Origin of the sequence: Amycolatopsis arida, from assembly GCF_900115565.1 — a bacterium.
Taxonomy (GTDB): domain Bacteria; phylum Actinomycetota; class Actinomycetes; order Mycobacteriales; family Pseudonocardiaceae; genus Yuhushiella; species Yuhushiella arida.
The window spans coordinates 101487-125931 of record NZ_FOWW01000001.1; the positions used below are offsets into that span (position 1 = coordinate 101487).

The 24445-nt window shown below is 73.8% G+C and carries 22 protein-coding genes; 13 read left to right on the forward strand and 9 right to left on the reverse strand.

The window, feature by feature from the left end; translation table 11 throughout:
- Positions 1-5: 5 nt before the first annotated feature.
- Entirely contained in the window at positions 6-1232 is a 1227-nt protein-coding gene (locus tag BM051_RS00545; protein ID WP_424923243.1) for an anhydro-N-acetylmuramic acid kinase, read from the reverse strand.
- Between the two features lie 163 nt (positions 1233-1395).
- Between BM051_RS00545 and ftsY the strand changes: the two genes are divergently transcribed.
- A complete protein-coding gene (gene ftsY / locus BM051_RS00550) occupies positions 1396-2781 on the forward strand; it encodes a signal recognition particle-docking protein FtsY (protein WP_092526255.1) in 1386 nt (461 codons plus the stop codon).
- A gap of 104 nt (positions 2782-2885) precedes the next feature.
- Here the strand turns inward: ftsY and BM051_RS00555 are convergent, their stop codons facing one another.
- Complete coding sequence (locus BM051_RS00555) at positions 2886-3668, reverse strand: IclR family transcriptional regulator (RefSeq protein ID WP_092526258.1); 783 nt, start codon at positions 3666-3668, stop codon at positions 2886-2888.
- 143 nt (positions 3669-3811) lie between these two features.
- On the opposite strand from BM051_RS00555, the gene aceB reads away from it, so the two are divergent.
- Both aceB and BM051_RS00565 read left to right on the forward strand, forming a co-directional pair.
- Positions 3812-5389, forward strand: a complete 1578-nt coding sequence (gene aceB, locus BM051_RS00560; protein WP_092526261.1) for a malate synthase A — start codon at positions 3812-3814, stop codon at positions 5387-5389.
- A gap of 4 nt (positions 5390-5393) precedes the next feature.
- Complete coding sequence (locus BM051_RS00565) at positions 5394-6632, forward strand: DUF6986 family protein (RefSeq protein WP_092526264.1); 1239 nt, start codon at positions 5394-5396, stop codon at positions 6630-6632.
- A gap of 290 nt (positions 6633-6922) precedes the next feature.
- On the opposite strand, the gene BM051_RS00570 is transcribed toward BM051_RS00565, so the two are convergent.
- The gene (locus tag BM051_RS00570; protein ID WP_092526267.1) at positions 6923-8452 is read right to left on the reverse strand and encodes a PucR family transcriptional regulator; all 1530 of its coding nucleotides are present in this window, start codon (positions 8450-8452) and stop codon (positions 6923-6925) included.
- A gap of 149 nt (positions 8453-8601) precedes the next feature.
- On the opposite strand from BM051_RS00570, the gene BM051_RS00575 reads away from it, so the two are divergent.
- From BM051_RS00575 to BM051_RS00605, 7 genes are all read left to right on the forward strand, one after another.
- Complete coding sequence (locus BM051_RS00575; RefSeq protein ID WP_092526271.1) at positions 8602-9489, forward strand: FAD binding domain-containing protein; 888 nt, start codon at positions 8602-8604, stop codon at positions 9487-9489.
- Positions 9480-9989, forward strand: a complete 510-nt coding sequence (locus BM051_RS00580) for a (2Fe-2S)-binding protein (protein WP_092526274.1) — start codon at positions 9480-9482, stop codon at positions 9987-9989. Before BM051_RS00575 ends, BM051_RS00580 begins: the two co-directional genes overlap by 10 nt.
- Entirely contained in the window at positions 9986-11338 is a 1353-nt protein-coding gene (locus BM051_RS00585; RefSeq protein ID WP_092526277.1) for an 8-oxoguanine deaminase, read from the forward strand. Before BM051_RS00580 ends, BM051_RS00585 begins: the two co-directional genes overlap by 4 nt.
- Positions 11335-13665, forward strand: coding sequence for a xanthine dehydrogenase subunit D (gene pucD, locus BM051_RS00590; RefSeq protein ID WP_092526280.1), 2331 nt, complete (start codon positions 11335-11337; stop codon positions 13663-13665). The genes BM051_RS00585 and pucD overlap by 4 nt, the downstream gene beginning before the upstream one ends.
- Before the next feature lie 26 nt (positions 13666-13691).
- Complete coding sequence (locus tag BM051_RS00595) at positions 13692-14186, forward strand: nucleoside deaminase (protein WP_092526283.1); 495 nt, start codon at positions 13692-13694, stop codon at positions 14184-14186.
- A gap of 131 nt (positions 14187-14317) precedes the next feature.
- Positions 14318-15751, forward strand: a complete 1434-nt coding sequence (locus BM051_RS00600; RefSeq protein WP_092528317.1) for an NCS2 family permease — start codon at positions 14318-14320, stop codon at positions 15749-15751.
- A 49-nt stretch (positions 15752-15800) separates the two neighbouring features.
- Entirely contained in the window at positions 15801-16193 is a 393-nt protein-coding gene (locus tag BM051_RS00605) for an allophanate hydrolase-related protein (protein ID WP_092526286.1), read from the forward strand.
- 79 nt (positions 16194-16272) lie between these two features.
- On the opposite strand, the gene BM051_RS28865 is transcribed toward BM051_RS00605, so the two are convergent.
- The 6 genes from BM051_RS28865 to BM051_RS00630 all read right to left on the reverse strand — a co-directional run bounded on the left by BM051_RS28865 (position 16273) and on the right by BM051_RS00630 (position 20890).
- A complete protein-coding gene (locus tag BM051_RS28865) occupies positions 16273-16410 on the reverse strand; it encodes a hypothetical protein (RefSeq protein WP_166677601.1) in 138 nt (45 codons plus the stop codon).
- Positions 16411-17040: 630 nt separating this feature from the next.
- Positions 17041-18429 (reverse strand): nucleobase:cation symporter-2 family protein, encoded by a 1389-nt coding sequence (locus BM051_RS00610; RefSeq protein WP_092526289.1) that lies wholly within the window; start codon positions 18427-18429, stop codon positions 17041-17043.
- Between the two features lie 105 nt (positions 18430-18534).
- Positions 18535-19425, reverse strand: a complete 891-nt coding sequence (gene pucL / locus BM051_RS00615; protein WP_092526292.1) for a factor-independent urate hydroxylase — start codon at positions 19423-19425, stop codon at positions 18535-18537.
- Between the two features lie 6 nt (positions 19426-19431).
- Positions 19432-19758, reverse strand: a complete 327-nt coding sequence (gene uraH / locus BM051_RS00620; RefSeq protein WP_092526295.1) for a hydroxyisourate hydrolase — start codon at positions 19756-19758, stop codon at positions 19432-19434.
- Complete coding sequence (locus tag BM051_RS00625; protein WP_092526298.1) at positions 19755-20258, reverse strand: 2-oxo-4-hydroxy-4-carboxy-5-ureidoimidazoline decarboxylase; 504 nt, start codon at positions 20256-20258, stop codon at positions 19755-19757. The genes uraH and BM051_RS00625 overlap by 4 nt, the downstream gene beginning before the upstream one ends.
- A 146-nt stretch (positions 20259-20404) precedes the next feature.
- On the reverse strand, positions 20405-20890 hold the full coding sequence (locus tag BM051_RS00630; protein WP_166677602.1) for a helix-turn-helix domain-containing protein: 486 nt from the start codon (positions 20888-20890) through the stop codon (positions 20405-20407).
- 114 nt (positions 20891-21004) lie between these two features.
- Here BM051_RS00630 and BM051_RS00635 point away from each other — a divergent pair, with 114 nt between their 5' ends.
- The 3 genes from BM051_RS00635 to gcl are packed head-to-tail and all read left to right on the forward strand — an operon-like array spanning position 21005 to position 24437.
- Positions 21005-21841: a hydroxypyruvate isomerase family protein gene (locus BM051_RS00635; RefSeq protein WP_092526301.1), complete on the forward strand. Its 837-nt coding sequence runs from the start codon at positions 21005-21007 to the stop codon at positions 21839-21841.
- Positions 21841-22740: a 2-hydroxy-3-oxopropionate reductase gene (locus tag BM051_RS00640; protein ID WP_092526304.1), complete on the forward strand. Its 900-nt coding sequence runs from the start codon at positions 21841-21843 to the stop codon at positions 22738-22740. Before BM051_RS00635 ends, BM051_RS00640 begins: the two co-directional genes overlap by 1 nt.
- Positions 22741-22742: 2 nt before the next feature.
- Positions 22743-24437, forward strand: a complete 1695-nt coding sequence (gcl, locus tag BM051_RS00645; protein WP_092526307.1) for a glyoxylate carboligase — start codon at positions 22743-22745, stop codon at positions 24435-24437.
- Positions 24438-24445 lie beyond the last annotated feature (8 nt).

Below are 24445 nucleotides of genomic sequence, written 5' to 3' on the forward strand. Positions count from 1 at the left end.
ATCTCCTACCGGTAATCGGTCTCCGCCGCTACCCGCAAGCGGCTGATCGGCGTCCTTCGGGGTTCGGGCAGGGCCAGCGGCCCCGCGCCGGGGGTGATGCTGCCCAGCAGCCGGGACCCACGCGCCCCCGTCGCCGCGGGCACGTTGGCCGGAAGGCCGTGCCAGGTGAGCCAGCCGAGCACGGCGGTGAGGTAGGCCTCCTTGGCGCCGCCGGGGAGGCCGAGCTCGTCGCTGGTGGTCAGCGTGCCGCCGGTGAGCCGGCGGGTCAGCGCCCGGCGCAGCGCCGGGTTGGCCATGCCGCCGCCGGAGCCGACCACCGTGCGCACGCCGTGCCGGTGGCACTCCCGCGCGATGGTGACCGCGGTCAGCTCGGTGAGGGTGGCCAGCAGGTCGGCTCCCTCGGGTTCGGGCAGCCCGGCGAGCGCGGCCCGCAGGTGCTCGGCGTGGAAGTGCTCCTTGCCGGTGGACTTCGGCGGCGGCGCGGAGTAGTAGGGGTCCTCGAGCAGCCGGGCCAGCAGATCCTCGCGGACGGTGCCACGGGCGGCGAGGGCGCCGTCGACGTCGTTGGTCTGCGCCCCGCCGGTCACCTGTGCGGCCGCGAGGTCCAGCAGGGCGTTGCCGGGACCGGTGTCGTAGGCCAGGACGAGGCCGTCCGGGGGGACGACGGTGATGTTGGCGATGCCGCCGATGTTCAGCGCGGCGGCCGGCGCGGCGTTCTCGCGGGCCAGCGCGCGCAGCCACAGGGCGTCGAGGGTGCTGGCCAGCGGGGCGCCGTGGCCGCCGGCGGCGACGTCGCGGGCGCGCAGGTCGGCGACCACCGGCAGCCCGGTGCGCTCGGCGATCCACGCTGGCTGGCCCAGCTGCAGGGTGCCCCGGGCCCTGCCGTCCTCGACCCAGTGGAAGATCGTCTGCCCGAGTGAGGCCACCAGGTCGGCGGACCCGCCGGCGAGCCGGTCCAGCCCGGCCGCGGCCGCCTCGGCGAACGCCTGCCCGACCCCGGTGTCCAGTCGGGTGAGTCGCTCGGCGGTGCACGGCGCCGGGGGCAGCGCGGCCACCAGGTCGGCGCGCAGCCGCTCGGGGTAGGGCAGCTCGAGGTGGCCGATCGGGGTGAGCACCAGCTCATCGGGGTTGCCACCGCCGGGCCGCAGGTCGGCGACGGCCACGTCGATGCCGTCCATCGAGGTACCGGACAGCAGGCCCAGCACACGTACGGCGGTCGAGGAGTTCGCCACGCCAGTGGTCTAGTCCACGCGGGACTGTGACGCAAGGCATCTCGTTTATTTTTGTCCGAACCGAGTTCTCCGGCGTGCAACTTTCACGCGTCGCGGTCCGGGTGATCACGCGGGGTACGCCCCGGCCCGGGGTCGGGCCCTGGTCGGATGCGAGGATGACGGTGTGTCGACCAACGTCTGGTTCTGGATCGTCGTCGTCGCGGTCGTCGTGCTGGTGGCCGCGCTCGTGGCCGGGCTGTTCCTCGCCCGCCGGCGCAAGATCAGCCTCGCCGAGCGGGAACGGCCCGCCGGCCCGCCGAAGGGCGGTGGCTACCAGGCCGGCGGTGGGATAGCCCTCGCCCCCAGTGGGGAGAAGCCGGCTCCGGAGGCACCGCACCCCGCCGGGGAGCGCACCGAGACCGACGGCGAGCCCGGCGTCGGCGACGATGCCGCCGTGCCGAGGGACGCCCCACGGCGCGGCATCGTGGACGTCCGGCTCCCCGACGAGCGGGCCGCTCGCCCCGAGCCCGCGCCCGAGGCGCCCGAGGCGCTGACCGAGCCCGAGCGACCCGAGCCGGTGCAGGCGGTGCCCGAGCCGGTCACCCCGGAGCCCGCGCCGCCGGAGCTGGCCGAGATCGAGCCGGCGGCCGGGCGGATCGAGCGGTTGCGCGGCCGGCTGGCCAAGTCGCGCTCCAGCCTCGGGCAGGGCCTGCTCGGCCTGCTCGGCGCCGGCGACCTGGACGAGGACTCGTGGCAGGAGGTGGAGGACACCCTGCTGGTCGCTGACCTCGGGGCCGCCACCACCACGGAGATCGTCGACCGGCTGCGCGCCGAGCTGTCCGCCCGTGGCGTGCGCACCGCCGACCAGGCCCGGTCGCTGCTGCGCGAGGTGCTCACCGACGCGCTCGGCCGGGACACCGACCGGTCGGTGCGCGCGCTGCCGCACACGGTCGACGGCCAGCAGCGCCCGGCCGTGGTGCTCGTGGTCGGGGTGAACGGCACCGGCAAGACCACCACCACCGGCAAGCTCGCCAGGGTGCTGGTCGCGCAGGGCCGGCAGGTGCTGCTCGGTGCGGCCGACACCTTCCGCGCCGCCGCCGCCGACCAGCTGCAGACCTGGGCCGAGCGGGTCGGCGCGGAGGTCGTGCGCGGCAAGGAGGGTGCCGACCCGGCCGCGGTGGCGTTCGACGCGGTCAAGCGCGGGGTGGACACCGGGGTGGACGCCGTGTTGGTGGACACCGCGGGGCGGCTGCACACCAAGACCGGCCTGATGGACGAGCTGGGCAAGGTCAAGCGCGTCGTGGAGAAGCAGGCCGAGGTGGACGAGGTGCTGCTGGTGCTCGACGCCACCACCGGGCAGAACGGGCTGGCCCAGGCGCGGGTGTTCGGCGAGGTCGTGGACGTCACCGGGATCGTGCTCACCAAGCTCGACGGCACCGCCAAGGGCGGCATCGTCTTCCAGGTGCAGCGGGAGTTGGGCGTGCCGGTGAAGCTGGTCGGCCTCGGCGAGGGCCCCGACCACCTGGCCCCCTTCGAGCCCGAAGCCTTCGTCGACGCCCTCCTCACCTGACACCCTGCTGTGTCCGCGCCCTGTGCGCACGTGTTCGCCGTCCGCGTCACCGTGTTCGCGCCGTGCGACGCCAACACGCGGACGTGGAGCGCGGACACGCCGGGTCAGGCGCTGAGGCCGCGGGCGTCCAGCTGGGCGGACAGGGCGCCGGCGACGCGGCGCACCGCGGGCGCGATCCGGTCCACCGCCTCCTTGGTGAGCCGTCCCTCCGGGCCGGACACCGAGATCGCCGCCGGGGTGGGCGAGCCCTCGATCACCACGGCGACGCAGCGCACCCCGAGCTCCTGCTCGCTCTCGTCCAGCGCGTAGCCCTGCTCGGCGATCGTGGCCAGGTGCCGGAGGAACGCGTCGGGGTCGGTGACCGTGTGCTCGGTGTAGGCCGGCATGCCGGTCCTGGCCAGCAGCGCGCGCACCTCCTCGGGGGGCAGGGTGGCGAGGATCGCCTTGCCCACGCCGGTGCCGTGCGGCAGCAGCCGCCGCCCCACCTCGGTGAACATCCGCATCGAGTGGCGGGAGGGCACCTGCGCGACGTACACCACCTCGTCGCGCTCCAGCACGGCGAGGTTGGCCGTCTCCCCGACCTCGTCCACCAGCTCGGTGAGCAGCGGCCGGGCCCACGTGCCGAACTGCAGGCTCGCGTTCTCGCCGAGCCGGATCAGCCGCGCGCCGAGCGCGTACCGCCGGTTGGCGTTCTGCCGCACGTAGCCGAGCGCGACCAGGGTGCGGATCAGCCGGTGGATCGTCGGCATCGGCAGCCCGGAGGAGGCCGCCAGCTCGGACAGGCTCGCCTCCCCACCGGTGTCGGCGAGGTGTTCCAGCAGCTCGAAGGCCCGTTGCAGGGACTGCACGCCCCCGCTTCCGTCCCGACCGTCCTTCCGCGGCGCCACCGCCGGCTCCTCTCGTCCGCCCTGCTCGGCCCTGTTCTCCGGGACCCCGCGGCGAGGGTCCGCTCGCTCACGTTGAGCTTCCGCTATGCAGAAACTATAGTCCGAGATGTAAAACCGTATGGACGTTATTTTGGGGTGTTCGCATGTCCGATGTTCAGGTGCTCGGCGAGTCCGTCGAGCGTGGCGACGAGATTCTGACGCCGGAGGCGCTGCGGTTCGTCGGCGACCTGCACGACGAGTTCGCCGCCCGGCGCGACGAGCTGCTCCAGGCGCGCACCCGGCGGCGCGAGGAGGCCGCCCGCACCGGCCGGCTGGACTTCCTGCCGGAGACCCGCGAGATCCGGGAGTCGGAGTGGCGGGTCGCCGAGGCTCCCGCCGCGCTGCGCGATCGCCGGGTGGAGATCACCGGCCCGACCGACCGCAAGATGACCATCAACGCGCTCAACTCGGGCGCCAAGGTCTGGCTGGCCGACCTCGAGGACGCCAACACCCCGCACTGGCGCAACGTCGTCTCCGGGCAGGTCAACCTCTACGAGGCCGCGCGCAGGACGATCGAGCTGCGGACCGCGGAGAAGACCTACCAGCTGCGCAGCGACATCCCGCACCCCACGGTCGTGGTCCGCCCGCGCGGCTGGCACCTCCCCGAGCGTCACCTGCGGATCGGCGACCGGGACGCCGTCGGCGCGTTGGTGGACTTCGGCCTGCACTTCTTCCACAACGCCGCCTTCCTCGCCTCGCGCGGCGAGGGCCCGTTCTACTACCTGCCGAAGATGGAGAGCCACCTCGAGGCGAGGCTGTGGAACGACGTCTTCACCTGGGCCGAGCAGCGGCTGGGCATCCCGCACGGCACCGTCCGGGCCACCGTGCTGATCGAGACCATCCCCGCGGCGTTCGAGATGGAGGAGATCCTCTACGAGCTGCGCGAGCACGCCTCCGGGCTCAACGCCGGCCGCTGGGACTACCTGTTCAGCGTCATCAAGTACTTCCGCGACGCCGGCAGCCGGTTCGTGCTCCCCGACCGCAACGCGGTGACGATGACCGCGCCGTTCATGCGGGCCTACACCGAGCTGCTGGTGCGCACCTGCCACAAGCGCGGCGCGTTCGCCATCGGCGGGATGGCGGCGTTCATCCCGAACCGGCGCGACCCCGAGGTCACCGAGAAGGCGCTGGCCAAGGTGCACGAGGACAAGTCGCGCGAGGCCGGCGACGGCTTCGACGGCTCCTGGGTGGCCCACCCGGACCTGGTGCCGGTGTGCCAGGAGGAGTTCGACCGGGTGCTCGGCGACGAGCCGAACCAGCTCGCCCGCACCCGCGAGGACGTGTCGGTGACCGCCGACCAGCTGCTCGACGTCGCCGCCACCGAGGGGCGGGCCACCGCGGCCGGCCTTCGAGGCGCGGTGGACGTCGGGATCCGCTACATCGCGTCCTGGCTGGGCGGCAACGGCGCCGCGGCGATCCACAACCTGATGGAGGACGCCGCCACCGCGGAGATCTCCCGCTCGCAGATCTGGCAGTGGGTGCACAACGGCGTCGAGCTCGACACCGGGGAGAGGGTCACCGCCGAGCTGGTCCGGACCATGATCGACGAGGTGCGCAAGGAGCTGGACGGGCAGGTGCCGGCCGAGCTGCTGGAACCGGCCGTCGAGCTGTTCGAGGAGGTCGCGCTGGCCGAGCGGTTCGTCGACTTCCTGACCCTGCCGGCCTACGAGCGGATCAGCTGACCGCGTGACCAACCGGCTTCCGGAGGAGGTCTACGCCCGCGTCGACGCGCGGCTCGCGGCGGCGGACGCACGGGTCGCGGCGACCTACCCCGGTGAGCCGGTCGGCCGGCAGCCGGTGCACACCGTGTACGTGCCGGCCGACCGGTTCTCCGCGGGGCTGGTGGAGGAGTGGGGCGCGCGGGCGCGCGCGGTCGAGGAGGAGCACGGCGCCGCGCTGGAGATGACCCCGGACGTGGCCGAGCGGGTCCGGGCCAAGCTGCGGGCCGAGCCGATCGAGGACCTGCGGATCGACTTCGAGGACGGCTACGGCCACCGCCGGGACGCCGAGGAGGACGCCACCGCGGCGGGCGCCGCGCGCGCGGTGGCCGAGCTGGTCGCCGCCGGCACGGCGCCGCCGTTCGTCGGCATCCGGTTCAAGAGCCTGGAACGGGCGACCCGGCGGCGCGGCCTGCGGACCCTCGACCTGTTCCTCGGCACGGTGCTCGAGTCCGGCGGCCTGCCGCGGGGGTTCGTGGTGACCCTGCCGAAGGTCACCGCGGTCGAGCAGGTCGAGGCGGCGGTTGAGGTGTTGGCCGAGCTGGAGTCGGCGCACCGCCTCCCGGCGGGGACCCTGCGGTTCGAGGTGCAGGTGGAGACGCCCCAGTCGGTGCTCGACGCCGACGGCACGGTGGCCGTGCCGCGGATCGTCGCCGCAGCGGCCGGGCGCTGCGCCGGGCTGCACTACGGCACCTACGACTACAGCGCCGGCCTCGGCATCAGCGCGGCGTACCAGAGCATGGACCACCCCGCCGCCGACTTCGCCCGGCAGGTGATGCTGCTCGCCGCCGCCGGCAGGGGCGTGCGGGTGTCCGACGGCTCCACCAACCGGCTGCCGGTCGGCGATTCCGCGGTGATCGCCGCCGCGTGGGCCGAGCACCAACGGTTGATCCGCCGGTCCCTGGCCCACGGTCTCTACCAGGGCTGGGACCTACACCCGCACCAGCTGCCCAGCCGGTTCGCCGCGACCTACGCCTTCTTCCGCGAGGGCTTCGCCGCGGCCGCCGACCGGCTCCGGGCCTACGTGGCCAGCACGGCCGGGGCCGGGTCGGACAGCGCGGTGCTGGACGAGCCGGCGACGGCGCAGGCGCTGGCCCGCTACCTGTGCCGCGGCCTGGACTGCGGGGCGCTCACCGAGGCCGAGATGGCCACGGCGAGCGACCTGAACCGGTCCGGTTTGGACCGTCTGGCCCGACGGGAGGACTAGCCGAGCGAGCTCGATGTGGTCGGTTCTTCGGCCGCGGCGCGGCGGGATGAGCCTCGAGGCTTCGGGTGCACCCCCGCCCCCTTCTGGGCCGGCAGTGTGTTACGGGGTGGGGCTCGCCTCAAGGGCGCCTTCGGCGTCGCTGCGCGATTCGCTTCGCTCACCCTGGACCCGAGCCCCACCCCGCACAGGCCGGCAAGGACGAAGGGGACGGGGGAGAACCAAGGCGGCCCACACCTCGGCCTTGACATCTTCCGCCAGGTCCCCGCGCGCCGCGTTGTCAGGACTCTCGACTAGGGCCGGCGTGGTTGGTGGGTGTCGGCTTCCACGCACAGCGCGAGATAGACGTCCACCTGGTTGATGAAGTCGGTGAGATCGAGCCCAAGCAGCTCGCCGGCCCTGGCGATCCGGTACCGCAGCGTGTTGACGTGCACGTGCAGCGCCTTCGCCGCCGCGGCGGGCGAGCCGGAGCATTCCAGGAACACCCGCACGGTGCGCACCAGGTCGCCGTGCTGCGCCTCGTCGTAGGCCAGCAGCGGGCCGAGGATCCGCTGCCGCAGCGACGATCGCAGCTCGTCCGGGGCGCCGGCGAGCAGCAGGTGGTGCGCGCCGATCTGGTCGCCGGACACCACGGCGATCCGGTCCCCCCGGCGGGCCGCGACGCCGAGCGCGTGCCGGGCCTCCTCGCTCGCCCCGCGCAGCCCGCTCACCGTGCTCGGGCCGCCGATGCCCAGCAGCACCCGGTCGGCCGCCAGCGCCGGTTCCAGCGTGGACAGTGCGCTCGCCGCGGCCGCCGCCCAGCCGGCCGGCCACTCGCGGGCGTCCACCAGCGCCCAGGTCTCCGTGCCGACCTCGCCGACGACGGCCCGGCCGGGGTGGTCGGCCAGCACCTCGGTGAGCAGCTCGGCGGCCAGCCCCGGCGGGGACCCGGTGGCCCTGGCCAGCACCACCCGCAGCCGCGCGCCCGCCGGCAGCCCGGCCGCGCCGAGCGCCCCGGCCAGCTCGGCCTCGCCGGCGGTGCCGCCGCCGACCAACCGGAGCAGCGGCTCGGCCACCCGGTCGGCGGCCCTGCGCAGCTCACCGGCCCGCGCCCGGGCCAGCTCCACCAGCCCGGCCAGCTCCTCGGCCACCGCCTGCCGCCCCGCCGGCCAGCCCGCCCGGTCGGCGCCCACCACCAACAGCCAGGGCACCAGCGCCCGCTCACCGACCGGGAGCAGGGTGACCCCACCGTGCACCGTCGCCCGGCACCCGCCACGGAGGAACCGCTCGGCCAGCTCGCGTGGCGCCTCCGGTGCGGGTCCGCCGTGCGCGACGACCCGGCCCGCGCCGGTGGCCACCGCGCACGGCGCGCCCAGCTCGGCCACGCCGTGCCGGAGCAGCGCCGGCAGCGGATCCCGCTCCGCCGCCGCGGCCAGCAGCCGCTTGCGCGCCTCCGACGTGGTGTCCCGGTCCGCGGCCAGCTCGAGGATGATCCGCTCGGTGACCACCGCGAACGACAGGTCCGGCGGCACCTCCAGCAGCGGGATGCCGTGCCGCTCGCAGGCCTCGACCAGCTCGGGCGGGATGCCGCCGGTGTCGGCGCCGGAGGCGGCCAGCGCCGCGGCGTCCGCGGCCGCGAGCGCGGCGACGAACGGCTCGGCGTCGGCGGGGCCGCGCCACCACAGCAGCCCGCTGAGCACCAGCTCCCCGGGCGAGAGGTAGCGACTCGGGTCGGGCAGCTCGGTGCCGTAGACCCGGCTGACCGCGCGGTCCAGCCGCCCCGCACCGGTGCGCAGCCGCAGCCGGAGCTCGGGGATCGCGAGCAGCGATTTCACCAGCGTCATCGTGCTTGTAGGAAAACACAAAATCGGTGCTCGTGGCGGCCCCGGGTTTCATGGGTCGGCGCCGTTGCCGGTGCGGCCACCCGCTGTGTCTACTTGTGCTCCAGGACACACCCCAGAACACGACCGGACCGCGACACCAGGGAGCACCGGTGGACTTCCTCCGCCCGACCACACTCGCCGACGCGCTCGCCCTCAAGGCCGAGCGGCCCGACGCCGTGCCCATCGCCGGCGGCACCGACGTCATGGTCGAGCTGAACTTCGACAAGCACCGCCCGGCCGCGCTGCTCGACCTGAACCGGGTGACCGAGCTGGCCGAGTGGTCCCGCGACGGCGACACCGTCCGGCTCGGCGCGGCGGTGTCGTACACCCGACTGATCGAGGAGCTGGGTGGACCGCTGCCGGGCCTGGCCATCGCCTCGCGCACCGTCGGCTCGCCGCAGATCCGCAACCGGGGCACGGTCGGTGGCAACCTCGGCGCCGCCTCACCCGCCGGCGACACCGCGCCGGTGCTGCTGGCGACCGGCGCCAGGGTGGAGGTCGCCTCCGCCGCCCGCGGCCCCCGGTTCATCCCGGCCGACGAGTTCTACGTGGGGGTCAAGCGCCACGCGCTGGAGCCGGACGAGTTGATCGTCGCCGTGCACCTGCCCGCCGCGGCGGGCCCGCAGCAGTTCGCCAAGATCGGCACCCGCAACGCCATGGTGATCGCGGTGTGCTCGTTCGCGGTCGCGCTCGACCCGGTGCGCCGCGCGGTCGGTGCCGCGGTCGGCTCGGCGGCGCCCACCCCGCGCCGGGCTCCGGAGGCGGAGCGGTTCCTCGCCGCGGAGCTGACCGACGCCGGGCTGTGGGACTCGCGAGTGCCACCGCGGGACTCGGTCCGCCGCCGGTTCGGCGAGCTGGTCGCCGACGCGGCCAGCCCCATCGACGACGTGCGCGGGACCGCGGCCTACCGCCGCCACGCGCTGTCCGTGCTCGCCCGCCGCACGCTGACGTGGGTGTGGGCCGACTACCGGAAGGAAGGTGAGCGCACGTGCGCGTGAACGTCACCGTGAACGGCGAGCGCCGGCAGGCCGACGACGTGTGGGAGGGCGAGAGCCTGCTGTTCCTGCTCCGCGAGCGGCTCGGTCTCCCCGGCTCGAAGAACGCCTGCGAGCAGGGGGAGTGTGGGTCCTGCACGGTCTACCTCGACGGCACGCCGGTGTGCTCGTGCCTGGTCGCCGCGGGGCAGGCGGAGGGTCGCGAGGTGCGTACCGTCGAGGGCCTCGCCGACGGCAACCGGCTCGACCCGGTGCAGCAGTCGTTCGTCGACGCCGGCGCCGTGCAGTGCGGGTTCTGCACGCCCGGCCTGGTGGTCGCCGCGCACGACCTGCTCCAGCGTGTGCCGCGGCCGGCGGACGAGGAGATCCGCGAGGCGCTGGCCGGCAACCTCTGCCGGTGCACCGGCTACGAGAACATCCTCGACGCCGTCCGGCTGGCCGCCGAGCGGCGGGGCGAGTCCGAGTCCGGGTCCGAGTCCGAGTCGGCAGGGGCCACCGGATGAGCCGGCTCGCCGTCACCAACGCCGCGGTGTCCACGATGGACGCCGCGGGCACCGAGCACGTCACCGGGCACGTGGTGGTCGAGGGCGAGCGGATCGTCGCCGTCGGGCCGGGGCCGTACGAGGGCGCGGCCGACCGGCTGGTCGACGCGCGCGGCTGCCTGGTCACCCCCGGCCTGGTGAACACCCACCACCACCTCTACCAGTGGGCCAGCCGCGGCCTCGCCGCCGACGCCACGCTGTTCCAGTGGCTGGTGGCGCTCTACCCGGTGTGGCGGCGGCTGGACGCCGAGGTCACCGCGGCCGCCGCCACCGCCGGCCTCGCCCGGCTCGCGCTGACCGGCTGCACCACCGTGGCCGACCACCACTACGTGTTCCCGGCCGATGGCGGTGACCAGGTCGCCGCCCTGGTCGACGCGGCGGAGCGGGTCGGCCCGCGGTTGCACCTCGTCCGCGGCTCGATGGACCGCGGCGAGTCCGCCGGCGGGCTGCCCCCGGACAACCTGGTGGAGGACACCGAGGCGGCGCTGCTCGGCACCGAGGCGGCCATCGACGCCCACCACGACCCGGCGGCCAACGCGCGGGTGCGGATCGCGGTCGGTCCGTGCTCGCCGTTCTCCGTCACCGAGCGGCTGATGACCGGCGCCGCCGAGCTGGCCCGCCGCCGCGGCGTGCGGCTGCACACCCACCTCGCCGAGACGCTGGACGAGGAGCGCCAGTGCCTGGCCGAGGTGGGCTGCACACCCGCCGAGTACGCCGACAAGCTCGGCTGGCTCGGCGACGACGTCTGGCTCGCGCACACCGTGCACCTCGCTCCCGCCGCGATCGGCCGGCTCGGTGCCACCGGCACCGGCGCGGCGCACTGCCCGACGTCCAACGGGCGGCTCGGCACCGGCATCGCCCCCGTGCGGGAACTGCTCGACACCGGTGCCCCGGTCGGGCTCGGTGTCGACGGCGCCGCCTCCAACGAGTCCGGCGGCCTGGTCGAGGAGCTGCACCAGGCCCTGCTGCAGGCCCGCCAGCGGGGCGGGCCCACCGCGCTGGCGGTCCGCGAGGCGCTGTGGCTGGGCACCATGGGCGGGGCCCGGTGCCTCGGCCGCGAGGGCGAGCTCGGCTCGCTCGAACCCGGCAAGCTCGCCGACCTCGCCGTGTGGCGGCTGGACGGCCTCGCGCACGCCGGCATCGCCGACCCGGTCGCCGCGCTCGTGCTGGGCCCCCAGCCCGAGCTGGCGTTGTTGCTGGTCGGTGGCGAGACGGTGGTGGCGGACGGGGAGCTGCGCACCGCCGACGTCACCGCCGTCGCCCGTGACCTGCGCGCCGCGAGCGCCCGGCTGACCGAGGAGACCCGATGAGCGCACCCACCCGCACCGACCGCACCGCGCCGACCACCGCCGGTGGCGTCGGCGCCAGCCCGCAGCGCCCGGACGGCGTGATCAAGGTCCGCGGCGAGTTCGCCTACTCCTCCGACCTCTGGCACGAGGACATGCTGTGGGGCGCCACGCTGCGCAGCCCGCACCCGCACGCCCGGATCGACCGCATCGACATCGCCGAGGCGCTGGCCGTGCCCGGGGTGTACGCGGTGCTGACCTCCGAGGACGTGCCCGGGGTGAACCGCTACGGCCTCGAGCGGCCGGACCAGCCGGTGCTCGCCGAGGACGTGGTGCGCTACCAGGGCGAGCCGGTCGCGCTGGTCGCCGCCGACCACCCGGAGACCGCGCGCCGCGCGATGGAGCGGATCCGGGTGGACTACACCGTGCTCTCCCCGGTCGTCGACGCCGAGCGCGCCGCGGCCGGCGAGGAGCCGGAGCTGCATCCCGGCGGCAACGTCGTGCGGCACGTCCCGATTCGCCGCGGCGTGTTCGTCTCGTCCGGTGCCGACCCGGTCGAGCCACCGGAGGCCGACGTGGTGGTGACCGGCCGCTACGAGGTCGGCATGCAGGACCAGGCGTTCCTCGGCCCGGAGTCCGGGCTGGCGGTGCCCGCCGAGGACGGCGGCATCGACCTGTACGTGGCGACCCAGTGGCTGCACGTCGACCAGCGGCAGGTGGTGGCGGCACTGGGCCTTCCCGAGGACAAGGTGCGTCTCAGCCTCGGCGGGGTCGGCGGCGCGTTCGGCGGCCGGGAGGACCTGTCCATCCAGGTGCACGCCTGCCTGCTCGCGCTGCACACCGGGCGACCGGTGAAGATGGTGTACAACCGCGAGGAGTCGTTCTACGGGCACGTGCACCGGCACCCGGCGACGCTGTACTACGAGCACGGCGCCGACGCCGACGGCCGGCTCGTCTACGTCCGGGCCCGGATCTACCTCGACGGCGGCGCCTACGCCTCGTCCACCCCGGCCGTGGTGGCCAACGCCGCGACCCTCGGCGTCGGCCCCTACGAGGTCGACGACGTGTCCATCGACTGCTGGGGCGTCTACACCAACAACCCACCGTGCGGGGCGATGCGCGGGTTCGGCGCGGTGCAGGCGGCGTTCGCCTACGAGTCGCAGATGGACCGGCTGGCCGAGGCGTGCGGGCTGGACCCGGTCGAGGTGCGGGTGCGCAACGCGATGCGCGAGGGCACGGTGATGCCCACCGGGCAGGTGGTCGACTCGCCGGCGCCGGTGGCCGAGCTGCTGCGCCGGGTGCGACGCAAGCCGATGCCGCCCGCGCTCTTCGGCGAGTCCGGTGCGGTGGACCTGCGGCGGCTGCCCGGCGGGGTGTCCAACACCACCCACGGCGAGGGGGTCGTGCGCGGGGTCGGCTACGGCGTGGGGATCAAGAACATCTGCTTCTCCGAGGGCTTCGACGACTACTCCACCGCGAGGGTGCGGCTGGAGGCCGTGGGCGGCGAGCCGGCGGCGACCGTGCAGACCGCGGCCTGCGAGGTCGGCCAGGGGCTGGTGACGGTGATCCAGCAGATCGTGCGCACCGAGCTGGGCGTGGAGCGGGTGACCCTCGAGCCGATGGACACCTCGATCGGCAACGCCGGCTCCACCTCCGCCTCCCGGCAGACCTACGTGACCGGCGGTGCGGTGCGGGCCGCGTGCCTCGCCGTGCGGTCCGCGCTGTTCGCCAGGGCCAGGGAGGCGCTCGGCCCGGTGGAGGGCACGCTGTCGGTCGCGGGGGGCAAGCTGTCCGCCGGTGGCGCGGTGCTGGCCGACCTGGTCGACGTGCTCGGCGCGGAGCCGCTGGACGAGACGGTCGAGTGGCGGCACCGGCCGACCGAGGCGCTGGACCCGGAGACCGGCGCCGGCAACGCGCACGTGCAGTACGGCTTGGCCGCGCACCGCGCGGTGGTCGACGTCGACGTCGAGCTGGGCCTGGTGAAGGTCGTGGCGCTGGACTGCGCCCAGGACGTCGGCAAGGCGATCAACCCGCAGGCGGTGCTGGGCCAGATCCACGGCGGTTCCGCGCAGGGCCTCGGCCTCGCGGTGATGGAGGAGATCCAGACCCGCGACGGCCGGATCGGCAACCCCTCGTTCACCGACTATCTCATCCCGACCGTGCTCGACATGCCGCCGATGGACATCGACGTGCTCGAGCTGGCCGACCCGCACGCGCCGTACGGGCTGCGCGGGGTCGGCGAACCCCCGACGATCTCCTCGACCCCGGCGATCGTCGCGGCGATCCGCGCCGCCACCGGCAAGGCGCTGGAGCGGGTCCCCGTCCGCCCCGAGCACATCACCGGCTGCTGAGCCGGACCGAGCGACCTAGGAGAGGCATGGACACCATTCTGTCCACAGTGGAGGAAGAGGACCGGAAGTGGCTGGGGGAGGCCGTCCGGCTGGCCACCGCCAACGTCACCGCCGGCGGCGGGCCGTTCGGTGCGGTGGTGGTTCGGGACGGCGCGGTGATCGCCACCGGCACCAACCAGGTGACCCCGACGCTCGACCCGACCGCGCACGCCGAGGTGGTCGCCATCCGGGCCGCCTGCCAGGCGGTTGGCGACTTCCGGCTGACCGGCTGCGTGCTGGTCTCGTCGTGCGAGCCGTGCCCGCTGTGCCTGTCCGCCGCGCTGTGGGCGCGGGTGGACCGGGTGTGCTACGCCGCCGACCGGGACGACGCCGCGGCGGCCGGCTTCGACGACCGTGAGTTCTACACGCTGTTCGGCACGCCACGGGAGACCTGGCCGATGGCGGTCGGCCAACTGTCCGGTGTGGACCACGTCGCGCCGTTCGACGCGTGGCGGGCCAAGCCGGACCGGCTCGCGTACTGATCCCCGCGCCGGCCCGGTACTGATGCCGGGCTGACCTCCGGCCACTCCCGGACCGACTCCGACGACCTGTTCCCGCCCTGGCCAGGGTGCCAGGGGCGGATCACCCTGCCCACGATGACGTGGAGGTCGGCATGACCCAGCTCCGTACCCAACCCGCACAACCGGCGCCGGGCCCGCGCCCGCTCGACCGGTTCTTCAAGGTCACCGCCAGGGGGAGCACCATCGGCCGCGAGGTCCGCGGCGGCATCACCACGTTCGTCGCGATGTGCTACATCGTGCTGCTCAACCCGCTGATCCTCGGCGCGTCGGCGGACATCACCGGCGCGCGCCTCACGACGGAGCAGGTCACCACGGCGACCGCGCTGGCGGCCGGCGTCGTGACGATCCTGATGGGCGTGGTCGGCAACGCGCCGCTGGCGCTGGCCGCCGGGCTCGGTGTCAACGGCATCGTGGCCTTTCAGATGGCACCGGAGATGACCTGGGCGCAGGCGTTCGGGTTGGTGGTGCTGGAAGGCGTGTGCATCGTGCTGATGGCGGTGTCCGGGATCCGGGAGCGGATCATCAACGCCATCCCGATGCCGCTGAAGACCGCGATCACCGTGGGGATCGGGCTGTACATCGCGCTGGTCGGGCTGGTCAGCGCCGGGTTCGTGACCAGGACACCGGACGCGGCGAACTCCACCGTGCCGGTGCGGATGGGGCTCGACGGGCACCTCATGGGCTGGCCCATCGTGGTCTTCTGTGTCGGGCTGCTGTTGATGGTCGTGCTGGTCAGCCGGCGGGTCCCCGGCGCGGTGCTGATCAGCATCGCGGTGGCCACCGTGCTCGCGGTCGTGGTCAACGAGGTGTTCGACGTGCGCGGCTGGGGACTGGTCGAGCCGACCGTGCCGGAGAACCTCGTCGCCCATCCCGACTTCGGCCTGCTCGGCAGGGTGGACCTGTTCGGCGGGTTCGGCTCGGCCGGGGTGATCGCGGCGACGGTGTTCCTGTTCACCCTGGTGCTGTCCGGGTTCTTCGACGCCATGGGCACGATCACCAGCGTCTCCCAGGAGGCCGGTCTCGTGCGCGACGGCAAGGTGGTCGGCATGGGCCGGATCCTGTTCGTCGACGGCGTGGGAGCGCTGGCTGGCGGGGTGACCGGGTCGGCGCCGAACACGGTGTTCCTGGAGTCGGCGGCAGGGGTCGGCGAGGGGGCGCGGACCGGGCTGGCCAGCGTCGTGACCGGCGGGCTGTTCACCGCGACGTTGTTCCTCACCCCGATCGCCGCGGTGGTGCCGGCGCAGGCCGCGGCGCCCGCGCTGGTGGTGATCGGCGGGATGATGATGGCGCAGTGCGCGCGGGTGCCGTGGAACGACCTCGACTTCGCCATCCCGGTGTTCCTGACCGTCGCCCTGATCCCGTTCACCTACTCGATCACCAACGGCATCGGCGCCGGGCTGGTGTCGTACGTGGTGATCAAGCTGGGCAAGCGGAAGCTGGGCGAGGTGGGCTGGCTGCTCGGGTCGCTGGCGGTGGTGTTCTTCGCGTACTTCGCGGTGGAGGGGGTGACCGGCGCGCTGGGCTGAGCTCTCGGGGGCTGTCGAATAGTCGGGATCGGCGAGCGGAGGAGACGGGATGGCACTGATGTTCCTCAACGGGGGCGCGATGCGCGGCGGGCCGCTGCACGACGAGCTGCGCGGTGCGCCACTGGTGGCGGTGGCGCGGACCGCGCCGAGGTACCGCTACTTCTCGGTCGGCGACCGCTTCCCGGCGATGCACGGGGTGGAGCGCGGTGGGGGCAGCGTGGTCGGGGAGGTCTACGACGTGCCGCTGGCCGTGCTGCGCGACCATCTCGTGCCGGCCGAGCCGCCGGAGCTGGAGCTCGGCGTGGTCGAGCTCGCCGACGGCGCGGCCTGCCTGGCCACCGTGCTGCGAAGGTCCGCCGTGGACGGTCCCGACCTGGTGGACATCACCGAGTACGGCGACTGGCGAACCTACTGCGAGAGCCGCGGCCTGCGCGGCCGGTGACCCGACCGCGCCGACCACGATCGGCGTGGAAGGCCGGCGGGGCCGGGAACATCCTGGCCCCGCCGGCCGACGCACGTGCTCAGAAGACCCGCGGGTAGACCTCGGCGCTGGTGCCCGGGCCGGTCTTGGTGCGTTCCTCCTTCTCGCCCTTCGGGCGGGCCTTCGACGTCCACCCCGGCGAGTTCGACCTGGCCAGGTTAATCCCGTCGATCCTCATCCCCTGGTCCGCCGGCCGTCCGGCATGGCGCCGAGGATCTGCGTCCGTGCACGGGATGGGCGGGTGGGGTCGGCACGCCAGGGACCGCGTGGGCACCGACGAGCCGCCCGCCGGGGACGCGGCGGTCGACCAAGCACAGTGTGACGCGCCACGTCTCCTCGAGATCGGTGACGTGCGGGGCGAGGGGCTCAGCCTGAACAACCTGGGCGACGCGCACCGGCAGCTGGGGGCCTTCGCGGAGGCCACGTCCTGCCTGCGCCAGGCCCTGCGCGTCCAGGCCGGTGCCGGGGACCGTGAACACCCCGCGGCTACACCCCGCACGGATGCTGGGCGATCCGCACCGGGACATCGGGGGCGGACGAGCAGGCCCATCTCGCGCTACGAGAGCGCGCTGGTCCCTCAGCCGGGAGGTCGGCGACCGTCAGCGGGTCGCGCGGCTGCTGCTCCGGATCGCCGCGCCGCACGAGGCCGCCGGCCGCCACCGGGCGGCCCACGACTGTTCGGGTCAGGCCCTCGCCATCCTTACCGAGCTCGGCGACCCCGCCGCGAACGACGTCCGCGCCCGGTTGGACCGGCCACCGGTACCGGCCGGCGACGGAGTCCCGTGACTGGCCGGTACGGAATGGCCGCTCAGCCGGCGACGGCCGGCTCCTTGGCGACCTCCTCCGGGCCGGTGACGCCCTTTCGGGTGCGCTCGCCGAAGATCAGGTTGAGCAGCACCGCCGCGATGCAGCCGGCGCTGATGCCGGAGTCCATCACGGTCTGCACCGCGGACGGGAAGTGCTCGTAGAACTCGGGTGCGGCGATCGGGACGAGGCCGATGCCCAGCGCCGCCGCGACGATCGCGGTGTTCGCCGGCCGGGCGAACGACGCCCTCGCCAGCGTCCGCACCCCGCTCACCGCCACGCTGCCGAACAGCACCAGCCCCGCGCCGCCGAGCACCGGCTGCGGCACCAGCGCCACGATCCCACCGGTCACCGGGAACATCCCGAGCAGCACCATGATCGCGCCGGATGCGGCCACCACGTACCGGCTCACCATCCTGGTCAGCGCCACCAGCCCGACGTTCTGGGCGAACGCCGTGCACGCGAACCCGCCGAACACCGTGCTCACCGCGGTCGCCAGCCCGTCCGCGCGCAACCCGTCCCCGAGGACGCGGCCCGTGGTCGGCCGCCCGACGATCTCGCCGAGGGCGAGCATGTCGGCCGTGCTCTCGGCCATCACCACGAGCATCACGATCGCCATCGACACCACCGCCGCGACCTCGAACGTCGGCACACCGAAGTGGAACGGTGTCGCGATGCCGAACGCCGGCGCCTCGGCCAGCGTCGAGGTGTCGACCGCGCCCAGCGGCCACGCCACCAGCGTCCCGACCACCAGGCCGAGCAGCAGCGCGATCCGGCTCCAGAACCCGGAGAGGAACCGGTTGAACGCCAGCACCGCCAGCAACGTCACCGACGCCAGCAGCAGGCCCCGCGGGGACACGCCGTCCCGCTGCTCGGAGATCCACCGCACCGCCACCGGCAGCAGCGACACCCCGATCAGCGTGATCACCGTGCCGGTGACCAGCGGCGGGAAGAACCGGGTCAACCGGGCGAAGAACGGCGCCGCCAGCACGACCAGTGCCCCGCCGAGCAGCGTCGCGCCGTACACCACCCCGAGCGCGTCCTGCGGCCCGTGCTGGCTGACGATCGCCAGCACGGGCGCGACGGTCGCGAACGTCACCCCGTTCACCAGCGGCAGCCGGGCGCCGAAGCGCCAGCAGCCGAGCGTCTGCAGCAGCGTGGCCAGACCCGCGGTGAACAGGCTCGCACTGATCAGCAGGCTGAGCTGCCCGGGACCCAGCCCGACGGCCGCGCCGATGATCAGCGGTGGGGCGACCACCCCGGCGTACATGGCGGCGACGTGCTGGACACCGCCGGCGATCAGCTGCAGGGCGGGTGGCCGCTGGTCGACCGGGTGGCGGGCCGTGGTGCTGGACGAGGCGCTGGACTCCGATGGCAGGGGGAGGGACGGCATGCCAACTCCAGGGATCGGGGACACCGGTGACGCGGGACGGCGAGCCGGCCGGAGCGCCGGCGGGTCGCAACGGAGGGCGTTGGAAGGAGCAGGAAGCGGCGTGGTCTAGAACGCGGGCAGGGTGTGCCAGGCCTGCCCGGCGTCCTCGGCGTCGTCGCGCAGGACCGTGCCCTCGATGAGCCCGTAGGGCCGGTCGGCGGCGTAGAACACCTCGTTGTCGTTGGTCAGCCCGAACGGGCTCAGGTCCACCAGGAAGTGGTGCTTGTTCGGCAGCGAGAGCCGAATCTCGGCGATCTCCTCGCGCGCCCGCAGCACCGCCTCGCCCATGGCGTACAGCGTCTGCTGCAGCGACAGGCTGTGTTTGGTGGCGAAGGTCTCCAGCAGCACCCTGCGCACCTCGGTGAAGCACTTGTGCCAGTCGTGCCGCCCCGAGACGTACCGCCAGCGCGCGGTCACCGCGGTGGCGAGGATCCGGTCGGTGGTCTCGGCGAGGGTGGTGTACCGGTCGCGGGGGAAGCCGTGGAACTCCGAGCCGGTGGACTTGAGCACGGTCAGCCCGGTCAGCCCGGACACCACCCACGCGCGGTCGCCGTACACGGTGACCGCGGTGGTGCGCCGCTCGTCGCCGGCCCGGGAGAACGAGTGCTCGTGCGGCGCGCCGTCGACGGCGATCCGGTCCCAGGCGTGCTCGTCGACCAGGACCCGCGCGCCGGTGATGGCGTCGAACCCGTCGACGAAGTGCCGGCCCAGCCGCAGCGCGAAGTCCTCGATCTCGCCGACCGGGTGCTCCTTGGCGAACGCGTACACGGTGTTCTTCTGCGTGTCGGTGGCCACCACGTCGGCATTGTCGCCGGTCAGATGGGTGGCGGTCAGCCGGCCGCGCAGCGAGGTGGACACGGTGAGGTCCTTCAGGTGGTGCACCGGTCCCTCCCGGCGCACGGTGACCAGGCGGACCTCGGCCTTTCCGTACTGGTTGGCACCCAGGGTGATGGCCACGGTGGATCAGCTCCCTCGATAGGTGGAGTAGGCGAACGGGCTGAGTAGCAGGGGGACGTGGTGGTGCGCGGTGCCGTCGGCGATCCGGAAGCAGACGACGGCCTCCGGGAAGAACGCGTCCGGCCCCTGGTAGGTCTCGATGTCGAAGACCAGCCGGTAGACACCCGGCTGGAGGGTGTCCGGACCGAGCTCGCGGATCCGGCCGTCGTCGTCGGTGCGGGCCCTGGCGACGAGGCGCCAGCCGTGATCGACCGGCTCCTCCAGCCGCACCGGCACCCCGCGCGCCGGTCGCCCTGCCGCGGTGTCGAGGACGTGCGTGGTCACCAGGCTCATGGCCGTACCGCCTTCCGCAGTCGCAGGCTCGCGATTCGCATCAGTTCCCTTCCGGCGACGGCGAGCTCGGCGTCTGGGTCGTTGGCCAGCCGCCGGCGCAGGTCGGCGAGCAGCTCGGCGCCGTCCCGGCCGCTGGCGCAGACCAGGTAGATGTGCCCGAACCGCCGCTCGTACTCCGCGTTGGCGGCCCGGAACGACTCGGCCGCCGCGTCGTCCACTCCGGACTGCTCCGTCCTGGACCACCCGCCGGTGACGCGCTCGCCGATCCGCGGGTGGGAGTCCAGGGCGCCGCGGACCTCGGCCGGCCGCAGCGGCCCGGCCGCCTCGGCGGCGGCCAGCAGCGCGTCCAGGTCGGGGTAGGGGCGCCCGGCGAGCACCGTGTCCACCCAGCGCGGGACGGCGAGGCACTCGGTGAGCAGGCCACGGACCCGGTCCGTGGCGGCGCTGTTGAACTCGGCGAGGCTCAGCTCGGCCTGCGCGTTCGAGGTGGGCGGCGACATGGACGCTCCAGGCTGTCGGTCAGTCGTCGGCAGTCACTGACTCTTCCGCATGGCTTCTGCATGGTGGAAAAGAAATTCTGATCTAAAGACGTTACGGCCGTCACATCCGACCGTCAACACTTTGTTGAAGTCGATCATGGGCCGGTTCAGCCGGCCGCGCCGCGGTTCAGGTAGTTGTAGACGGTGAACCGGGTGACGCCGAGCGCCTCGGCCACCGCGGCGACCGACTTCCGGAGCTGGAACGCGCCGCGCTCGTCCAGCAGCCGCACCGCTCGCTGCTTGCCCGGCCGGTCCAGCTCGGCCAGTGGCGCGCCCAGTTCGGCCTCGACCTGGCGGATCAGCCGGTCGAGCACGCTGCCCCGCCTGGCGCCGACGGGTGTCACCGGCGGCTCGCCGTCCGGCGCGCCGAGCCGGAGGGTGAACCGGGTGGCGCCGCCGGCGAGCGCGGCGCGGGCGATGGCCGGAAGCGCGTCGAGCACCGCGTCGGCCTCGCCCTGGACGGTCGTGCCCAGCGGTCCGAAGTCGACGGCCAGCCCGGCTCGCTCCGCCGCGTCCTTCGCCCGCACGGCGTGTTCGGGCGGGGTTCCCTCGCCACGGAAGGGCTCGCTGGTGAACTCGGCCTCCAGTTCCACGCGCGCACCGTACCCGCCGCCGCCTCCACCCGGCATCCCGTTGACGTGCCCCACGTCACGGAGCTAGTGTCGGTATACGAAATCGAACTTCCGTCATACGAAATCAGGTGGCCGATGAGTGAGTCGACGAACGCCGGGCCGGCGCCGGAGCGCCCCCCGCGCTACGCCGTCAACCTGTCGATCCTGTTCACCGAGTTGCCCGTGCTCGACCGGCCGGCCGCGGCCGCCGCGGCCGGGTTCGCCGCGGTCGAGTTCTGGTGGCCGTTCGACACCGCCGTGCCCGGCGACCGCGAGGTCGACGCCTTCGTGCGGGCCGTCACGGACGCGGGAGTCGCGCTGGTGGGCCTGAACTTCTACGCGGGCGACATGGCCGGCGGCGACCGCGGCCTGGTGTCCTGGGTGGGCCGGGAGGCGGAGTTCGCCGACAACGTCGACGTCGCGGTCGGCGCCGCCGAGCGGCTCGGCTGCCGCAGCTTCAACGCGCTGTACGGCAACCGGATCGCCGGCGCCGAGCCCGCGGCGCAGGACGAGATCGCACTGACCAACCTGGACTTCGCCGCCGGCAGGGCCGCGAGAATCGGGGCCCAGCTCGTCCTCGAACCGCTGTCCGGCGCGCCCGACTACCCGCTGCGCACCGCGGCCGACGCGCTCGCCGTGCTCGACGAGCTGGGCCGGGACGACGTGCGGCTGCTCTGCGACCTCTACCACCTCGCGGTCAACGGCGACGACCTGGACGCGGTGGTCGCCGAGCACACCCCGCGGATCGGGCACGTGCAGATCGCGGACGCGCCGGGGCGCGGGGCGCCGGGTACCGGCGAGCTGGACATCGCGGGATACCTGGGCAAGCTCCGGGCCGCGGGCTACACCGGCCACATCGGACTCGAGTATCGACCGGACGGCGACAGTCACGCCGCGTTCGGCTGGCTGCCGCGGGAGGAAAGGGGAAGTTGATGACGACTGTCGGTTTCATCGGACTGGGGATCATGGGCGGGCCGATGTCGGCCCACCTGGTCGCCGCGGGGCACGACGTGCGCGGCTACGACGTGCACGCCGACGCCGTGGCGCGGCTGGTCGACGCCGGCGGGACGGCCGCGCGGGACGTGGCCGGCGCCGTCGCCGGGGCCGACGTGGTGATCACCATGCTGCCCAACCACCCCCAGGTCGAGGAGGTGGTGCTGGGCCCCGGCGGGGTGCTGGACAGCGCGCGGCCGGGCACGCTGCTGATCGACATGAGCACCATTCGGCCGGAGACCTCGATCGCGGTCGCCGAGGCCGCCACGGCGAAGGAGGTCCGGGTGCTCGACGCGCCGGTCTCCGGCGGCGAGGCCGGCGCCAAGCAGGCCACGCTGTCCGTCATGGTTGGTGGCGAGGAGCGCGACTTCGCCGACGCGAGGCCGCTGCTCGACGCGCTGGGCAAGACGATCGTCCACGTCGGACCGCACGGCGCCGGGCAGGTGGTCAAGGCCGCGAACCAGCTGCTGGTCGGCGGCATCTACGGGCTGGTCGGCGAGGCCATCGTGCTGATGGAGGCCTCCGGCGTGGACGCCAAGACCGGGCTCGACGTCCTGGCCGGCGGGCTGGCCGCCAACCGGATCCTGGACCTGAAGCGGGAGTCGATGGTGGCCAGGCAGTTCCAGCCCGGCTTCCGCATCGACCTGCACCACAAGGACATGGGCATCGCGCTGGCCGCCGCCCGGCAGGCCGACGTGGCCCTCCCGCTGACCGGGCTGGTCGCCCAGCTCGTCGCCGCGGGCAGGGCGATGGGCTACGGCTCGCTCGACCACTCGGCGCTGCTCAAGGTCACCGAGCAGCTGTCCGGCCGATCGCAGGGTTCATCGAGAGAGGGCTGACCATGCCGAAGATCCCCGTCATGCAGGCGGTCGTCGACGTGCTCACCAGCGAGGGCGTCACCACCGTGTTCGGCTGCCCCGGCGCGGCCATCCTGCCGCTGTACGCCGCCATGCGCGACAGCGACATCGAGCACCTCGTGGTCCGCCACGAGGAGGGCGCCACCCACATGGCCGACGGCTGGGCGCGCACCACCGGCAACGTCGGCGTCGCGATCGGCACGTCCGGGCCCGCCGGCACGAACATGATCACCGGCCTCTACACCGCGCAGGCCGACTCGATCCCGATCCTGTGCATTACCGGGCAGGCCGACTCCCGCAAGCTCCATCAGGAGGCCTTCCAGGCGGTGGACATCGTCGAGATCGCCAAGCCGGTCACCAAGTGGGCGGTGCAGGTCAAGGAGGCCGCCCAGGCGCCGTGGATCTTCCGCGAGGCGTTCCGGCTGGCCCGCTCCGGCCGTCCCGGCCCGGTGCTGATCGACCTGCCGCTGGACGTGCAGCGGCAGGAGATCGAGTGGGACTCCGCCATCGACGCGCCGCTGCCGGTGCCGACCGTGCTGCCGCAGCCGGCCAGGGTGGAGCGCGCGCTGGACCTGCTGCTCGCCGCCGAGCGGCCGCTCATCCTCGCCGGGGGCGGCGTGGTGCTGGGCGAGGCCGGCGAGCAACTGCGCGCGGTCGCCGAGCGGCTCGGCGTCCCGGTCGGCGTCACGCTGATGGGCAAGGGCAGCTTCCCGGAGGACCACGAGCTGTACGCCGGGATGGCCGGCATCCAGACGTCCCAGCGCTGGGCCAACGCGGCCTTCCTCGACGCCGACCTCGTGCTGGCGCTGGGCGCCCGGTTCGGCGACCGGCACACCGGGGCGCTCGACGTCTACCGCGGCGAGCGCACGTTCATCCACGTCGACATCGAGCCGACCCAACTCGGCCGCGTGTTCGGGCCGGACCTCGGCGTCGTGTCCGACACCCGGGAGTTCCTCACCGCGCTGCTGGCGGCCCTCGAGCGCAGGGACGCGCCACCGGACCGGCGGGAGTGGGTGCGCCACCTCGGCGAGCTGCGGCGGACACTGACCCGCAGGGAGGACTTCGCGGACACGCCGATCAAGCCGCCGCGGGTGTTCGCCGAGATCAACCGGTGCTTCGGGCCGGAGACGTACTTCGTCACCGCGATCGGGCTCTACCAGATCTGGTCGGGCCAGTTCCAGCGCGCGCACCGGCCCCGGCACTACCAGGTGTGCGGCCAGGCCGGCCCACTCGGCTGGGAGATCCCCGCCGCGATCGGGGTGAAGAAGGCCCGGCCCGGCGCCGAGGTGGTCGGCGTGGTGGGCGACTACTCGTTCCAGTTCCTGGTCGAGGAGCTGGCGGTGGCCGCGCAGTACGACATCCCGTTCGTGCTGGTCATGTTGAACAACGAGTACCTGGGCCTGATCCGGCAGGCCGAGACCGGGTACGGGATGAACTACGAGGTGGACATCCACTACGACCGGTACGGCACTGACAACGTCAAGATCATGGAGGCCTACGGCTGCGCGGGCACCCGCGTGGTCGAGCCGGCGGAGATCGCGCCGGCGCTGGAGTGGGCGCGCAAGGAGGCCGAGCGGATCAACCGACCGGTGCTGGTGGAGATCATGATCGAGCGCGAGGCCGACGCCGCGATGGGCACCGCGCTGGACAGCGTGCGGGAAGCCGAGCCGGTGCCGTGATTGAGTTG

Bases quoted from the DNA above. Each gene is read 5' to 3' on its own strand.
- aceB (WP_092526261.1), top strand. From the start codon at position 3,812: ATGTCCGATGTTCAGGTGCTCGGCGAGTCCGTCGAGCGTGGCGACGAG.
- BM051_RS00570 (WP_092526267.1), bottom strand. From the start codon at position 8,452: ATGACGCTGGTGAAATCGCTGCTCGCGATCCCCGAGCTCCGGCTGCGG.
- BM051_RS00585 (WP_092526277.1), top strand. From the start codon at position 9,986: ATGAGCCGGCTCGCCGTCACCAACGCCGCGGTGTCCACGATGGACGCC.
- pucD (WP_092526280.1), top strand. From the start codon at position 11,335: ATGAGCGCACCCACCCGCACCGACCGCACCGCGCCGACCACCGCCGGT.
- BM051_RS00595 (WP_092526283.1), top strand. From the start codon at position 13,692: ATGGACACCATTCTGTCCACAGTGGAGGAAGAGGACCGGAAGTGGCTG.
- BM051_RS00600 (WP_092528317.1), top strand. From the start codon at position 14,318: ATGACCCAGCTCCGTACCCAACCCGCACAACCGGCGCCGGGCCCGCGC.
- BM051_RS00605 (WP_092526286.1), top strand. From the start codon at position 15,801: ATGGCACTGATGTTCCTCAACGGGGGCGCGATGCGCGGCGGGCCGCTG.
- BM051_RS28865 (WP_166677601.1), bottom strand. From the start codon at position 16,410: ATGAGGATCGACGGGATTAACCTGGCCAGGTCGAACTCGCCGGGGTGG.
- BM051_RS00610 (WP_092526289.1), bottom strand. From the start codon at position 18,429: ATGCCGTCCCTCCCCCTGCCATCGGAGTCCAGCGCCTCGTCCAGCACC.
- uraH (WP_092526295.1), bottom strand. From the start codon at position 19,758: ATGAGCCTGGTGACCACGCACGTCCTCGACACCGCGGCAGGGCGACCG.
- BM051_RS00625 (WP_092526298.1), bottom strand. From the start codon at position 20,258: ATGTCGCCGCCCACCTCGAACGCGCAGGCCGAGCTGAGCCTCGCCGAG.
- BM051_RS00635 (WP_092526301.1), top strand. From the start codon at position 21,005: ATGAGTGAGTCGACGAACGCCGGGCCGGCGCCGGAGCGCCCCCCGCGC.
- BM051_RS00640 (WP_092526304.1), top strand. From the start codon at position 21,841: ATGACGACTGTCGGTTTCATCGGACTGGGGATCATGGGCGGGCCGATG.
- gcl (WP_092526307.1), top strand. From the start codon at position 22,743: ATGCCGAAGATCCCCGTCATGCAGGCGGTCGTCGACGTGCTCACCAGC.